We start from the raw sequence: 15,888 nt of genomic DNA, 5'->3' as shown, positions 1-15,888 counted from the left end.
GTCATGGGACTCCTTAAATAGCTCGCTATTCGCGTCATCCCATTCCTCGCATTGCATAAAAATTCTAGAATAAAAGCGGACAACGATTTAATCAGCGCTTCCTTAAAAAACACCACAAAGAAACCCGGTGCCTTTTCCATCCCCTATGCCCAATGAGTTCGGTGTCTGCATGGTCTACGGCCGCTGCTGTACGAGGTACGACGGCGCGCGCCAGGCATGAGTCTCCCGTCATTTCTGCCGCGATAGATGTCTAAGTCCTGGATTTCTCTGTTATTTTTTCAGTTGATACTGATTTTTACCATTTCCGGAAAATGGTGAGGGAGAAAAGCGGTACCATTTTCTGCTTTCCATCACTCCATAGAATCATTTCTTATGGCCATCTTGGAAACATATGGAGTGACATCCGGTAGAACCGCGGGCTTTTCATGCCCCTCTACTATATAAATAACGCGAGATTCAAAAATATGAAAAGAAGAAGTGAAAATTTTTATGAAAACTTTCTTTATCATGTTAAAGGGGCTGAGAAAGAAATGACACTATTTCTTTCTCAGCCCCTTTAACATGATACGGTTAATCAGCTTAACTCCAATTCGTCACGCAAAAAACAGAAAAGCCTATCAGGGGGAGTCTCCAGGTAAGTTCAACCAATGAATCAGGCGTCCGCGCCTTGGCCCTCCCACATACATGGGTGCTGCTCGGATCTAGTCGTCAGAGAGAGGAAAGTCCTGCGAGCGCTCTTCCTTATTGCTTTTCTGTCTTCTGTTTTGGTTCTTGCATTTTCTTCTGTCTATCATCGGCCGATTTTAGAAGAAGGAAGGATTGAAAAGTAGAATTCCCTGATGTTTCTTCATTCCCCTGCCCTCCCCTTACCGCGGATATGAAGGATGGCAGTTTGGAAATCGGATGCATCATCTCATGAGGTCTTTTCATCCCTCTGATACTAATATCGCAGACGGTTCGATTTTTAGACCCCCTGGGAGGAAAAATTTTTGAAAATTTATTTCGGTGTTCCTCAGGGCTCCGCCCAGCTCCTTCCAAAAGGAGGAGCCTGCGTTACGTTCTATGCTGTGAGGCCAATGGAGCGGGGGAGCATGGCGGTAGGAGATTTCTCGACTCCGCTTCGCTGCGCTCGAAATGACAGGAGAGGAGGACGGTGCATATTTTCAAAGCAAAATTCTTAAGAGAGGTTGTAAAAAAGAGGGGCTTATGCAATATAAATGTATGGAGAAGGAAATCAGGAAACTCCATGGAAGGGTTCTGTTCCCATCTGTCATGTATATCGCGAATATTCCGGCCGGAATGCAGCTTTGACAGGTAGGAAAGCCATGAATCCCTGTATACAGGCTCCCGATTCCCCTCCTCGACTTCCCGGGGCCCAGGGAAGTCGGAACGGATTCTGCAGATTCGTAAAAAAGCTTCACAACAAAACAAAAACACGGATACCATCCTTTGCAGCATGAGCCCGCATTACCGGACGACGGGGAAGCACTGATTCAATCGTTATCAAATTTCATTCTTGGATTTTAGTTCAATGCAAGGAATCAGTCGACGCGAATAGCAGGCTATTTAAGGAGACTGATGACGCAGCATTGGACAAAAATCCATATGAAATTTGATTCTGGGAATGAAGCAGTGCTTCCCAGGTTCAAGGCGGCTGCAGGACTTTCCTGTACGCTCAGCGTTGGCGCCTGATTCTGAGAGGCCCGCAATACTGCCTGGCACGGATTTGTATCCGTGTTTTTGTGCTGCCTTCCCACCGTCCCACAGTCATCCTGCGCAACGGCGAAGGATCTCGGTACGTGCCGATAGTAGCTCATTTGCTGTTAAATACCAGTCGGCGGGAAGGCCGCCGTTTGGCGGTCAGGTTTGCGTAGAGTGTCTTTTCGACTGGCAGCGTAGTACACCCTTTGCTGCTGCGCAGCGTTCCCCTCAAGGGGAAACAAGGCGTTACGGGATTTACATTTGTGTCTCCAGTGCTGCATGACGAACAGCCAGAGCCTCCTTCCTAAGGAAGGAGGTGGCGCCGTTAGGCGACGGAGGATAGGGGCGTCAGGTCTATACTATACTAAGAAGTCATCGGACCTATCCTCAGGGCTTCGCCCAGCTAATTCCTGAGGAAGGAGCCTGCATTACAGCCCTTGCCATAATGTTACACTATTCATAAAAAGGCAAAAAGCAGCCCTTGTGAGGCTGCTTTCAAGCACAAAGAAATCCGGTGACTTCCCATCCCCTATGCCCAATGAGTTCGGTGTCTGACTCGGTCAACAGCCGCTGCTGCACAAAGTGCGACGGCTTGTGCCGGAACAGTGTCTCCCGTCATTTCTGCCGTGATAGATGTTTAAAGTCCTGGATTTCTCTGCTATTTTTCAGTTTGCACTGATTTTTGACCATTTTCCGGAAATGGGGAGGGAGAAAAGCGGTACCTTCTTTGGCTCCACCGCTCCGTAGAATCATTTCTTATGCGCAACTCAGAAACATAGGGAGCGGTTTCTGTCAAAACCGCGGGCTTTTCATCCCCCTCTTATATATATAACGGGAGATTTGAAAATGTGAAAAGAAAAAGTGAAATTTTTCAGAAAAACTTACTTTATTCCGCTAAAGGAAAAGAGCCGTGAAGGAAATGGATCCATTTCTTCACGGCTTCTTCTCGTTTACACCTTTATTTTTCAAAGGCTTTCAAAGATAACAGAGAAACGTCAAAGCTTTCATTCATGACAGCGGACAGCGGATAGCAGTCCATCACATTTTCGCTGCTATGGCGTCATGAATGAGGCCTGCATAGGCTGCTGTGCCTTCGTTATTGGGATGGATGTCGTCTCCTCCCAGCCATTCGGGATGTTTAGTTACTTCTCCCTGCCAGTCTACGAGGGTGACGTTTGGGTATTCGGCCGCTATTTTTCTAAGGTAGGCGTTGTTGCTGTCCTGCCAGCCGGTGGCGGGGCAGTGGACGGTGACCCAGAAAATGTGGCGGTCAGGGCCCAGGTAGTCCAAAAGGCCCTTTGTCTGTCCTTCGTACTGGCCGTCCAGGGGGCCGTTGGTGCCAAGGGAGATGACCACCGTATTTCCAAGGACTCCCATCTGGTCCATCTGCCGCGCAATGTCAAGGCCGGCGCCTACGTAGCGGGAAACTTTGGCGTCAATGTAGCAGTCCGGAAGCACGTCCCTTAAGGCCATGGCAGAACCAAGCATGACGGAGTCACCCATGCATGCCACATGGTCCAGGGTGGGACGGCTCCCTGTTTTTGTTTCTTCAGGAACAGGAATGGCTTCCACCTGCTGGGCTTCCAGCATTTTTTCGTTTTCCGCGAACCGTTCTTTCATTTCTCCCATGTCCGACACCCGGCTGTCGGCGGAGTTCCAGATACCCAGGCAGCCGTAGGCCATGAAGGGGAAGGCGGGCAGGGAAATGAGGAGAATCGCTGCTGCCTGGATCACCGTTTTTCTGGGATGGAAGGAGAAATGGATATGTCCGGTGAAGAGGACTGCCAGGAGTTCAGTCCACAGGGCCAGAAGAGCCATGAGTGCGATTTCCAGAATTTCCATGCCATAGGGCATGGCGTCTTCCCATTTCATATAGCGGAAGAGGAAAATCACCGGGTACTGCCAGAGGAAAAGGCCATAGCTGTACTTTCCTATCCACCGGAAAAGGGGATTGTCAATGAGTTTCCCCATAGGCAGGGAGGGGTCCGCCGTCCAGGCCAAAAGAAGGAGGAAGAGCACCGTGTAGGCCGCCATGGCCCATTCGTAAACCATGGAGAGCTGCCCGTCCAGAAAGAGGTACCCCGCCCCAGTTACAAGGAGGGCCGCCCCGTAGAGAAAAGAAAGGATTTTCTTTTTCCATGGGGAGCATGTAGTTTCCATAGGTCTATGGGAAATACAGAATCCCAGAGCCGCCCCTAGAAGGAGGGCATATACCCTGGTGTCGGTGCCGTAGTAGAGTCTTGTCATGTCCATACCTTCGCTGAAATCGTAAGGCATGACAGCCATTGCGCCAAGCCCGGCCAGCAGGAAGAAGGCAGTGCCTGCTTTGGGATTCAGGAGTTTGGAAATCCCTATATAGAGGCCATAAAGAAGAGGCCACAGGAGGTAGTACTGGATTTCAATGCCCAGAAACCAGAGATGGGTAAAGGGGGACTGGCTGGCAATGCGGGTGAAATAGTCCGCATTCTGCCCGATCTGCCACCAGTTGTTGAAGCCCAAGAGTACGGAAAGTACCTCCGGCCGCACGGCTTTGATGATGTCCGGCGCAAAGAAGGAATACACGCCCACCGTCAAAAGAATCATGATGATAAGGGAGGGATATATCCTTTTGATTCGTTTCCAGCCATAGGAAAGGAGGGAAAAAGAGCGCTTTTCCCTTCCCTTTTCTCCGGTGTAGGCCAGTAGGAAACCGGTAAGCACAAAGAAAAGGGATACCCCCAGCCAGCCGCCTTTGAAGGTCTGGGGGAACATATGAAACAGGGTCACCCCGGTGATGGCCAGGGTGCGCAGGCCGTCCAGCCCGGAAATGCGGTTTCCTCTATTTTTCATGGCTTTGATATCATTGTCTGTATAAGAAGCAGCGCCCTTTGCTGCGGTATAGTCGTTTTCCATTTTTCTTCTTTCTTTCCGGAAAGTCCTCCGGAAATGAATACGTAAAAAGCTCATTTTCTCTATAAGCGCCCTATATTCTATACCATTTCCTCCCCTTTTTCCATATGAAAATCCCCCTTTTCCGGATTAGGAAAAGAGGGATTTTTAAGGTTCAGAAGGACACGCCCTTCGGGCGTGAGGGTTGACGGCCCTGGCGGGCCGAAGGTTCTTAAGGTTCTTAAGTTTGACGGGCCCTTGGCCCGAGGGTTATGGTATCGCCTTCGGCGATGAGTATGAAATCAGCGTTACGGGATTACCTTCCACGTCATTATTTGCTAAGCGAAGAATCTCGGTGCATAGTACATTGGAGACAATTTGCATTAAATACAAGTTGGCCGGAATGAGGTGATAAGTGTCAAAGAGATGGCAGTTAGCTGAGGCCAGTTTGGCACCTTTAGATTCATTAGCCGCTAACGCGGCTTTTCTCTCCCAAAGGGCACAAATCACACCTACCTATGAACCAGGCCGTAAAGCACAGCCAATCACGGCCTGAACCTGAGGCACTCAGGGCCCATAGGCCCGTCAAGTGCCTTGAAACCGATTTACTATTGAAAATGCAGCCATTCTAATTGCAGGCGGCCATTTTATTGCCGCTTGCCCATATCCACAAAAGCCGGTCTTCCGCCCATGGGTTCGGCGCTCTTTACGGCGTCGAGAATGGCCAGGCGGATGGCTTCTTCCGCCAGATAGCCCACCGTGTCCACCGGCGCTTCCACTTCGCCGGAGGCCATGGTGAAGACTGTGTCGCCGTCCATGGTTGTATGAACAGGGCGGATGGCCCGGGCGTAGCCGTCGTGGGCCATGCCGGAAACCGCTTTGCATTCTGCCTTGGAGAGTTTCGCATTGGTGATGACGCAGCCAATGGATGTATTGGTTCCCATCTGCCTCTTAAAGCCGTGCATCATGAGTTCATGGGATGAAATGAAACGGCTGCCATCATCGGAAAGGGCGCCCGCCAGGATTTCATCGTTTTCATAGATTTCGCCGCAGGCATTGACTGCCATGTAGGCGCCCACATATAAACCGCCGGGAAGGGCAAATTCCGCATAGCCGGCGCCGCTTTTCATGGCATGGTCAGGGCCCCGGAGTTTTCCCACCGATGCGCCGGTACCGGCGCCATAGCAGCCCACGGGGAACGTATCGGATGCTTTGGAAGCCGCTTCATAGCCCATTTTCATATCAGGATGGGCATGGGAATCACCTATGGCAAGGTCAAAGAGCACGGCGCCGCAGACGATGGGTACCGTAATGTCCCCTACCGGAAAACCCACGCCCCTTTCCGCCAGATAGTTCATGACCCCGCAGTCCGATTCCAGACCGAAGGCGGAGCCGCCGGAAAGAACGACGGCGTGGATTTTCTGTACCGTCTTTTCCGGGCTCAGAAGGTCCGTTTCCCTGGTGCCCGGCGCGCAGCCCCGTACATCCACACCGGCAGCAGCGCCGCCTTCCGGCGCCAGAATCACCGTAACGCCGGTGAGGCCTTTTCTATCTTCCGCCGTACCGATGGTAAAGCCCGGTACGGAAATTTTCCTCATTTCCATTATGCTTCCCCTTTTCTTGCCATAGCAAGGCAGAGTTTTAAGTCCTCCGGCACCGGCGCTTCAAAATGCATGGCTTCGCCTGTGACGGGATGCTTCAGGTCCAGCGTCCAGGAATGAAGGGCCTGCCCTTCGATGGGGAAATGGTCCTTTTTCCATCCATAGAGGGGATCGTTCACCACAGGGTGTCCGATGTAGGCCATGTGCACGCGAATCTGGTGGGTCCGTCCGGTTTCCAGCTTCAGTTCCAGGAAGGAATAGCCCGGCATGAATTCCTCCACCCGGTAATGGGTGACCGCCGGCTTTCCGGTTTTCGGCTGCACGTCCCATTTCATGCGGTCCTTCACGCTTCGCCCCAATGGCAGGCGGATGACCCCCGTATTTCCTTCCATCTGTCCATGCACCAGGGCCAGGTAATGGCGCGCTGCCTCATGGGCCCGGATTTCCTCCTTCAGCACAGGAAAGGCCCTGGCGGACTTGGCGGCCACCATGACGCCGGAGGTATCCTTGTCCAGCCGGTGCACGATACCCGGGCGGATAGGGTCCTCGCAGGCAGAAAGAAGGGAAGGCCCGCAGTGGTAAAGGAGTGCATTGGCCAGGGTGCCGTCGGGATTTCCAAAGCCCGGATGCACCACCATGCCTCGGGCCTTGTTAATCACAATCATATCCTCATCTTCGTAGAGAATATGAAGCGGCAGGTCCTGCGGCACCAGGGTGAGCTCCTGCTTCTCTTCCCAGGAAAAGGAAATCTCCTCCCCCGCCTTCACGTGGTAATTGGGCCGAAGCATTTTTCCCGGAAGAAGGATGGCCTTTCCTTCCTTCATCCATTTCTGCACCTCCGAGCGCGTAAGGCCCGATGCATCCTGCAGAATCTTATCCAGCCTTGCGCCCTCTTCTTTTTCTGAAATATGACAGGTAATCTGATTCATTCACTGTGTCTCCAAAAGTAAAAAGCAATGAGGCCTACTCCCAGGCAGATGAAAATATCCGCCACGTTAAAAATAGGCCAGATACGGAAATCAAAAAAGTCTATTACCGCTCCCAGCCGCACGCGGTCTATGCCGTTTCCAAGGGCACCGCCAAGAAGCATGGCCACGGCAGCAGGAAAATAAACGGGCTTTTTCGGAATCCGTTTCCGCATCACGAAAAAGGCCGCAAAAAGGGCCACCACAATGGCAAGGAAAAACCAGTCCTGGTGCGGCAAGAGCCCAAAGGCGGCGCCGGGATTCAGGATATAGGTGAAATGAAATACATTACGTATCACCGGAATGGTCTCCCCCAGCTCCATGTGGTTTACCACAAACCACTTCACCAGCTGGTCAAAGATGGTTACACAAAAAGCAATCAGTATGGTCGTCATAAAGTCCTCCTGATGTGTATTATACCATAGGGCGCCGCTTTACGGCGCAGGGTTCAAAAGGGTTTACGGACACGCCTTCGGCGTGAGGGTTCAGAGGGTTCAGAGGGTGTGGTATCGCCCTGACGGGCGATGAAGTATGAAGTCAGCGCTACGTACTTACCTTCCCGCCTCCCACTTGTCATCCTGAGCGCAAGCGAAGGATCTCCGTAAGAATCGTAAGTGAGAAAATTGTCATTAACTACCGGTCGGCGGGAAGGCTGCCGTTTGGCAGTCAAGTTTGATTAGAGTATCTTTTCGACCCGCAGCGTAGTACACCCCTGCGCCACTTCGTGGCCCTCTTCCCCTAAAGGGGACGCAAGGGACGTTACGGGATTTGCCCTTTGTGTCACAAGTGCTGCATGACGGAGAGCCAAAGCCCCCTTCCACAGGAAGGGGGCGCCGTTAGGCGACGGAGGATAGGGGCGTCAGTTATTTCACTAAAATAATTCGGACCTATCCTCAGGGCTATCGCCCAGCTCCTTCCTGATGAAGGAGCCTGACGTTACGGGATTTACATTTGTGTCTCCAGTGCTGCATGACGGAGAGCCAGAGCCTCCTCCCCTCCGCGCATTTCCCCAAAATATAAAACCCGCAGAGCCCAAAGCCCTGCGGGTTTTCTGTATCCATATCAATAATTCACAAAAACTTCCACATTCTGTCTTCCGAAATTGTAGCATTCTTCGAAGGTTTCCATGCAGAGGTCGATGCGGTCGCCGATGATGGCTCCGCCTGTATCGGCTGCCACCGCTTCGCCGTAGTTGGGTATGAATACGGTGGAGCCCAGGGGAATGACTCTGGGGTCTACGGCTACGGTGCCGTGACCTGCCCTGGTGCCGGTGGCGGTAATACCGAAGCCGTCGCCGTCGGTGGGATGGTAGGCGCTGGCATTCATGCTGCGCACGTAGCCCTGTGTGCCTTCCACGTCGCCGGTTTTCGCAATGCCCGGAGTACCGTGGGTAATGACTTTCACGTCTCCCGCTTCTGCCTTAATGACCTTGCCGTCAGAAACGTATTCTTCCATTTCTACTTCCCTGCGGCCCGGAGTGCCTTCCTGCACCACTTCCATCTGTCCCGGCGCCAGGCTGGCGTCGTACCACTTATTATAGTGGATGGGGATGGATTCGGTCCGGTTCACCACCCGGGAGGTATAGGGAACCACGTGGATCTGCATGCCCTGGGTGACCTTCATCATGCCGTCTTCGATGGGCATCATTTTCTTCCAGTCGAAACCCGCTTCGTTCACCACGCCCTGCACGGTCTGCTGGGTGGTATAGAGGGTCTTGGCTCTGCCGTTTGACACAATGGTCACGGGCTTTGCCCTTTCCACCACCACCACTGCGCCGTTTTCCACATCGCTGCTGCTGGTCCAGTACTTATCATAGGCATTCAGAGTGACTTCTGAATCGCTCAGCACTTTTTTGAAGCTGTTTGCCCTGGTGGTAACCACCTTTTTGGTTTTGCCGTCATACACTGTAACCACCTTATCCTCATCCTGGGCACCTAAGCCGAAGGCCATGGAAAGGTCCGTCTGGGCCGCCAGAGAAAGGAGAAGGAGGGAACAGGTTACTGCTTTTGCTGCTTTTTCAAAGGTTGAATGTTTCATATTTTTCTCTCCTATGGCAGTCATTCTACCATAGGGAGACTTTTTGTCAAATTTTATGAAGTTGACATTTTATAAAATAGTATTTTCCCTAGTATTTATCTAGCTTTTCTCATTTATGTTTCCTGTCAGTTTAGCTTTATAAAATCATATCTTCAATCACAAATTATCGAATTATTCAGTATTTATCGTATATTTCCAATTCGTTTAATTGTCAATTCTGTCCCTTTGCAATGGACATTAGTAAAATATTAACATATTATGAATCCTAAAAATTCCGTTTTTTTCGACTTTCTGCCATTTTTGCACCTTTTCCCCCTTCCAAATTGTAAACCATTAAGAACGGATTCTATATTGCTGGGATAGCCCTTTTTTGTCCCATGTCAAAGGACTTATGAAACTTGTGTTTGCTAATATATTCATGCTTTGTGGGAATACTTGATGAAAAAAGAGGCGTTTTCCATAGGGCCTTCCCAAAAATAGATTCAATTCAGGCTAAAAGTAGAAAACAGGAAATCATCGGTTACAGAGCTTTTGCCTTGATTTTTTTGCAAATCATTCCCGTCAATCTATGATTCCATTTCAAAAAAACATGAAAAAAGCCCCATACACTGGGGCTTTTCATTGATAATGGGTATCAATGTTTTCCGAATACCGGCATGTACGGTTCCATCTTCTGGGCCAGGGTCATTTCATCTTCCCTATCCCGCTGTTCCGCCAGTTCCTGGAACCTTGCCTGGGCAGCCACCCTGTTTTCCGGGGCGATGGATTTCCGCCAGGTGCCGTCGGACTGCATGATGTGGGCCTTCTGGTTGTCCGCCAGTTCCAGGTCAATCATGTTTTTCAGCCTTCTGCAGATGTCCGGGTCCTTTACAGGAATCATCAGTTCCACCCGGTCATTCAGGTTTCTTGGCATCCAGTCGGCACTGCCGATGTAGAGTTCTTCCCTGCCGCCGTTGGCAAACCAGAAGACACGGCTGTGCTCCAGGAAACGGCCTACCAGGCTTCGCACGGTAATGTTGTCGCTGACGCCGGGGATGCCGGGGATAATGACGCAGATGCCCCGGACGATGAGTTCGACTTTCACGCCGGCCCTGGATGCTTCATAGAGCTTGGCAATGATTTCCTTATCCAGAAGGGAGTTCATCTTGGCAATCATGTGGGCCGGTTCTCCCTGCAGGGCAAAATGGATTTCCCGGTCAATGAGCTCCATGCAGCGCTGGCGAAGGTTAATCGGCGCCACGATGAAGGAGTCCCAGATAGGCGGGTCGGAGTAGCCGGAAAGAAGGTTGAAGAAGGCGGAGGCATCGCTGCCGAAGCGGTCGTTGCAGGTAAAAATGCCAAGGTCCGTGTACAGTTTGGCGGTGGAGGCATTGTAGTTGCCGGTGGCCACATGGACGTAGCGGCGGATGCCGTCCTTTTCCCGGCGGATGACCAGGGTACACTTGGAGTGGGTCTTCAGTCCCACCAGACCGTAAATAACATGGGCCCCTGCTTTTTCGAGGCGCCTTGCCATGAGGATGTTGTTGGCTTCATCAAAACGGGCCTTTACTTCCATGAGTACCGTCACCTGTTTCCCGTTCTGCGCCGCCTTTTCCAAAGCCTGGATAATGGGGCTGGACGAGGAAACGCGGTAGAGCGTCTGCTTGATGGCCAGCACATTGGGGTCCGATGCGGCGGAGGCCACGAAATTCACCACCGAATCGTCGAAGGACTCATAGGGCAGGTGCACCAGCAGGTCCTTTTCCCGAATCATATCAAAAATATTCTTCTCGCTGTCCTTCCCCAGCTGGATCATGGACCAGGGGCGGTGCGGATGGGCTTCCGGATAGCGGAGGTTGTCATAACCCTTGATGCCGCAGAAGGAGAAGAAGGCCGTCACATCCAGGGGGCCGTCGATTTCATACATATCTTCGGAGCCCAGATTCATTTCAGAAGTCATGAAACGGCGCATGAAGCGGCTGGTGCCCCGTTCAAATTCCAGACGCACCGCTTCGCCGCGCTGTCTCTTTTTCAGCTGCTTTTCCACTTCCACCACCAGGTCCTGGGCATCTTCTTCGTCCAGGTTCAAATCCGCATCTCTGGTAATGCGGAAGGGGCGGGCTTCCAGGAGGTCAAAGCCGATGAAGAGGCGGGCCGCAAAGTGGCACAGCACCTGTTCCAGGAACATGAAATCGTGGCGGGACGGATTTTCCGGATTGTCCGGCAGCCGCACGATTCTGGGCAGCACCGACGGTACCGGCACGATGGCCGTCTTCACGTCGATATCATTTTCCTCATCCAGCGTCATGTCCCGTTCATTCCGTTCCAGCAGGAGCGCAATGTTCAAACTCTTGGACGCCAGGAAGGGGAAGGGATGGGATGAATCCACCGCCATAGGCGTCACTACCGGGAAAATTTCTCTTTCAAAATAATCATCCAGCCACTTCATCTGCCGGGGAGATGCTTCTTCGGGGCGGATGAAATAGAGTCCCTCCGTTTCCAGTTCCTTCAGTATCATCTTCAGGTACCGGTACTGCCTGGCCACCAGACGCTGGCAGGTATCGGAAATGGCCTCCAGCTGTTCCTCCGGCGTCATGTTGGCGATATCCCGCCGCTTCACGCCGTTTTCCTTCTGGTGCTTCAGCCCTGCCACACGAATCATGAAAAATTCGTCCAGGTTGGAGCTGGTAATGGCCAGAAATTTCAATTTTTCCAAAAGGGGATTGTTGGGGTCCACCGCTTCCTGGAGAACCCTTCTGTTGAACTGGAGCCAGGACAGTTCTCGATTCAGATAATACCGATGATTCTTTACGTCCACGTCCATAATTACCTCCGCTCAAGTTTGGCTTCCATGCCGAATATATTTTCAAAAAATTCTTTTTCCTTATCAAAAAGCCAGGTTTCCAGGGCCGTATTCTCATCGCTTTCGTATTCGATGAGGAGGCAGTCCTTCACGATTCTGGCGGATACGTCCTTCAGCTTCTGCTTTCTAGACATATCCATGGCCCGAACCAGCCGGAAAACGGCGATGAGCTTCAGCGCCGTCATCTTCGATTCATCGGAAAGAATGCGGAATGGCTCGTCTTCATCGCTGGGCATGCCTTTATGGTCGTAGTACACGATGCAGGCCACAATGTCCTTTTCCTTATCGGAAATTCCGAAAATATCGGTGCCCTTCACCATGCTCCAAGCCTGGATGGAAGAACCCAGAAGGTTCACGTATTTCCCGATCTGGTAAAGGATGATGGCCATGCGAAGCAGGAACTCATCCCTTTCATTGAGGCCGTTGTACCGGTCAAAGGCTCTGATAATATGGTAACTGTAAAGCTCCATGGCCCGGGCGTGGTCCGGTTCGTAATAGTAGGACACCGCAATAGAGCGGGTAAGCTCCAGGTTCTGGGCCCGCATGTAGAGCAGTGCCGGGTCCTTCGTTTTCTGGGCGCCGTAGAAAAGGCTGGCCGCCTCCACAAAGGTCATGCCCATGAGCACCACATTTTTCATGGGCACATTATCCAGTATTTCCTTATAAATATGAATAGTCGGCGAAACTACAGACGCCAGGGCTTCATCCACATGGTACTTCTGCCGCAGCATGGAGGTGGAAAGGTTACCGGCCTCTTCATAGAACCGGAGAATCCGGTCCTTATTCACTTCCGTGATTTCCTTCCCCACTGCAAGACCCATGAGGCGGCCTACAATCCGGGCCTCCCGGCCGGAGAGGATGACCGTATCAATATCATACTTCCGCACCGTCACCCACAGGGGCTCCATGATGGCGTGGATATATTCGCCCAGGGCCTGGGGAAAATCCATGGAATCCCGCTGGTTCAGCTTGAAGGTTTCCAAAAGGCGCAGCGTACCGATGTGCACATTGTGCTGGTAGCACAGGGCACCCTTCTCCCATACCGTAAGGCCGATGCAGCCGGAGGTAATATCCACGAAGAGGAAATTGCTTCCCATCCGGCCACCGGCGTCTTTGTTATATTCCTTAAACTGGTACTGCAGGCCGAAATGCTTGAAATAAATTTCCTGCGGCATATCCACCACCTGCACGTTGAAGCCTGTGTTCACCCGTACCAGGTCGATAATGGACCGGCAGTTCTCCGCTTCACGGAGCACCGCCGTAGCATACACGGCGTACACCTTCACCTGGTAATCCATGAGCAGCTGCTTCAATCCTTCCAGCATGCGGCACAACTTCTTAATGGAAGGGAAAGACAGGCGCTTCTGGTTAAACACCTCTTCGCCAAAGGTGGTGTCCTTTCGCACCGATTCAATCACCCGTATATCCTTCACACTGTTATACTGCACAATGCGCATGGATACATTGGATGAACCGATATGAATAATTCCATAAATGAGCGGCTTTTGATCCGACATAGCGAGCCCCCGTTTCTATTCATAATGCATAGAAAATGATCTGATTCCTGTTTGATTGTACACTGGGAAAGTAAAGCCTCTGTAAAGCTCCGCCTCCTGAATAAATATGATTATTTCTTATTATATCATTATTGTAGCATATCTTAGGAAAGAAGATGATAGTTAGATAATAGATGTTAGACGATAGATATTAGACGATAGAAGATAGAAATCAGACGATAGATGGAAGATGGCAGACTTTCTTTTCCATCTACTATCATCTATCGTCTATCTTCTACCTTCTATCGTCTATCTTCTATCATCTATCCCCCATCTGTTGTAAAATAGAAGCATCAGAGGCAAGCACTGTCTTTTCCCTGCATTCGGACAGGCTGCCTGCAAAAGGAGATACCATGGAACGAATAGCAATCATCGACCTGGGTTCCAACTCCATCCGCTTTGTTATCATGCAGATTGGAGCCCACGGTTCCTACAAACTGGTGTACCAGGAAAAGAAATCCATCCGTCTCGCCGAAGGCATGACGCTGGATTCCCGGCAGCTCACGGAAGAAGCACAGCAGCGGGCGCTGAAATGTCTTTCCGTATATGCCCATATCATTTCCGTGCAGAAGGTGAAGAAAGTACTGGCTGTAGCCACCGCCGCTGTCCGGAATGCGGTGAACGGCGCATCCTTCCTGAAAAGAGTACGCCTCACCACCGGCATTCCCATGACCATTATCAGCGGAAAAGCAGAAGCGGCCCTGGGCTTTTCCGGCGTCATTCATACTATTGACCGGAAGGATTTCCTCCTTTTCGACCTGGGCGGCGCCAGCGTGGAAATTTCACTGGTCAAAAATAAAAAGCGGGTGCACTCCATCAGCATTCCCATGGGCGCCGTCACGCTGACCGAAATGTTCCAGTCCTCCGGCACCGTGCCCTATGAAATGATTACTAAAATTAGAAATTTCATTCAGAAAAAATTATCTGAAATTCCCTGGTTCCCCAAGGAGCCCATGGAAGTCATCGGCGTAGGCGGTACGGTCCGCAACCTGGCCAAGGTGCACCAGCGCTCTTCCTCCTATCCCCTGCCGAAACTCCATAACTACAACCTTCCGGTGGAAGACCTCTTTTCCCTGGTGAAATCCATCTGCGGAAAGACCTATGAAGAAAGGCAGAAAGTTTCCGGACTTTCCGAAGAGCGGGCGGACATTATCATTGCCGGTTCCCTGGTGGTGCAGGAAATCGTGCGGAAGGCCCGTTCCTCGTACCTCACCATCTCCGGCTGCGGCCTTCGGGAAGGCCTCTTCTTCCACTACTATGACCCCATTTACGATAAGGAAGGGCACTGGAAAAAGGACATGCTCATTTCCTCTGTGAAGAACTACCTCTACACCCTTCCTCTGGAATACGATTTCCATACCTCCTACGTCACCGCCATGGCTCTTTCCATGTTCGACCAGTGGAAGAAAATGCATCATCTCAATGACCGCATGAGGAATCTCCTCTTTGCCGCCGGCCTCCTTCATGACACCGGCACCATCGTCAACTATTACAGCCATGCCCGGCACAGCGCCTACATCACCGCCAACGCCCATATTTTCGGCTGGTCCCACAGGGAGCAGATTATGTGCGCCCTCATCTGTGCCTTCCACCACGGCTACTCCAGCAAATTTCTGAAATCAAACACCCACGTCCGTATCCTCTCGGACCTCCAGATGAAGGAAGTCCGCATGATGGCCCTCTTCCTGGCCCTAGCGGAGGGGCTCGATGAAAGCCACGAACAGTGTATCACCCGCCTCATCTGCACTGCCTCCCGTGGAGCCATGGACCTTCGCATCTACACCAGCCGGGACAACTTCGACGTTCCCGCCCATGCGGTGCAGCACCTTATCAAGGACTTTACCAAAACCTTCCGCCTCCCCCTGCGCATCCAGTGGTTCCCGGGAAGCAACAATAAGAATGAACTCACCGAAGAAGCGGTGAAACTGGGATTTGACCCGAAGGCATGAGGGGCCGCTTTGCAGCCCGGGTTCAGAGGGTTCAGAAGGTTCAAAGGGTTCAAAGGGTGGTGGTGGCGGCTCCGCCGCAGATTAAAAAGGGGGGGCGTAGATTAGACGTCAGACTGCCTTACCTGCTGACCTTCCCACCGGACACAGTCATTCTGAGCGCAAGCAAAGAATCTCGGTAAGAATCGCATATGAGAAGAATATCGGTACATACCGGTTGGCGGGAAGGTGCTCCTTTGCTGCCGGACGCTAAGCTGATGTCCCCATGAAACAGCAGTTTGTTTTCAGAATTAAAAAAAGAAACCCACCAGCATAGCTGGTGGTTCTTCTTATGCGGCCCAAAGGGCCTATCCTAACCGCGGCGCGTAACCG

The 15,888-nt window shown here is 51.6% G+C and carries 8 protein-coding genes; 1 reads left to right on the top strand and 7 read right to left on the bottom strand.

Annotation, left to right across the window (positions count from 1 at the left end):
- Positions 1-2,739: 2,739 nt before the first annotated feature.
- From QZQ29_RS05710 to QZQ29_RS05680, 7 genes are all read right to left on the bottom strand, one after another.
- On the bottom strand, positions 2,740-4,593 hold the full coding sequence (locus QZQ29_RS05710) for an acyltransferase family protein (protein WP_296960941.1): 1,854 nt from the start codon (positions 4,591-4,593) through the stop codon (positions 2,740-2,742).
- Between the two features lie 623 nt (positions 4,594-5,216).
- A complete protein-coding gene (locus QZQ29_RS05705; RefSeq protein ID WP_296960939.1) occupies positions 5,217-6,173 on the bottom strand; it encodes a P1 family peptidase in 957 nt (318 codons plus the stop codon).
- A complete protein-coding gene (locus tag QZQ29_RS05700) occupies positions 6,173-7,099 on the bottom strand; it encodes an RluA family pseudouridine synthase (protein WP_296960937.1) in 927 nt (308 codons plus the stop codon). Before QZQ29_RS05700 ends, QZQ29_RS05705 begins: the two co-directional genes overlap by 1 nt.
- A complete protein-coding gene (lspA, locus tag QZQ29_RS05695; protein ID WP_296960933.1) occupies positions 7,096-7,530 on the bottom strand; it encodes a signal peptidase II in 435 nt (144 codons plus the stop codon). Before lspA ends, QZQ29_RS05700 begins: the two co-directional genes overlap by 4 nt.
- Positions 7,531-8,197: 667 nt before the next feature.
- Complete coding sequence (locus QZQ29_RS05690) at positions 8,198-9,172, bottom strand: G5 and 3D domain-containing protein (RefSeq protein WP_296960929.1); 975 nt, start codon at positions 9,170-9,172, stop codon at positions 8,198-8,200.
- A 634-nt stretch (positions 9,173-9,806) separates the two neighbouring features.
- Entirely contained in the window at positions 9,807-11,975 is a 2,169-nt protein-coding gene (gene ppk1, locus QZQ29_RS05685) for a polyphosphate kinase 1 (RefSeq protein ID WP_296960927.1), read from the bottom strand.
- A 2-nt stretch (positions 11,976-11,977) separates the two neighbouring features.
- Positions 11,978-13,531: an exopolyphosphatase gene (locus tag QZQ29_RS05680; RefSeq protein ID WP_296960924.1), complete on the bottom strand. Its 1,554-nt coding sequence runs from the start codon at positions 13,529-13,531 to the stop codon at positions 11,978-11,980.
- Between the two features lie 392 nt (positions 13,532-13,923).
- Here QZQ29_RS05680 and QZQ29_RS05675 point away from each other — a divergent pair, with 392 nt between their 5' ends.
- Positions 13,924-15,519 carry a Ppx/GppA phosphatase family protein gene (locus tag QZQ29_RS05675; RefSeq protein WP_296960921.1) on the top strand — a complete coding sequence of 532 codons (1,596 nt, stop codon included), beginning with the start codon at positions 13,924-13,926 and terminating at the stop codon, positions 15,517-15,519.
- Positions 15,520-15,888: the final 369 nt, after the last annotated feature.

It is taken from the genome of uncultured Dialister sp., from assembly GCF_900538805.1.
Taxonomy (GTDB): Bacteria; Bacillota; Negativicutes; order Veillonellales; family Dialisteraceae; genus Dialister.
Note: the sequence above shows the minus strand (reverse complement) of the source record. Positions and strands in the feature narration are given on the sequence as shown.

Excerpts from the sequence above, each read along its gene's own strand:
- ppk1 (WP_296960927.1), bottom strand. The coding sequence starts at position 11,975 with ATGGACGTGGACGTAAAGAATCATCGGTATTATCTGAATCGAGAACTG.
- QZQ29_RS05700 (WP_296960937.1), bottom strand. The coding sequence starts at position 7,099 with ATGAATCAGATTACCTGTCATATTTCAGAAAAAGAAGAGGGCGCAAGG.
- QZQ29_RS05705 (WP_296960939.1), bottom strand. The coding sequence starts at position 6,173 with ATGGAAATGAGGAAAATTTCCGTACCGGGCTTTACCATCGGTACGGCG.
- QZQ29_RS05675 (WP_296960921.1), top strand. The coding sequence starts at position 13,924 with ATGGAACGAATAGCAATCATCGACCTGGGTTCCAACTCCATCCGCTTT.
- QZQ29_RS05680 (WP_296960924.1), bottom strand. The coding sequence starts at position 13,531 with ATGTCGGATCAAAAGCCGCTCATTTATGGAATTATTCATATCGGTTCA.
- lspA (WP_296960933.1), bottom strand. The coding sequence starts at position 7,530 with ATGACGACCATACTGATTGCTTTTTGTGTAACCATCTTTGACCAGCTG.
- QZQ29_RS05690 (WP_296960929.1), bottom strand. The coding sequence starts at position 9,172 with ATGAAACATTCAACCTTTGAAAAAGCAGCAAAAGCAGTAACCTGTTCC.
- QZQ29_RS05710 (WP_296960941.1), bottom strand. The coding sequence starts at position 4,593 with ATGGAAAACGACTATACCGCAGCAAAGGGCGCTGCTTCTTATACAGAC.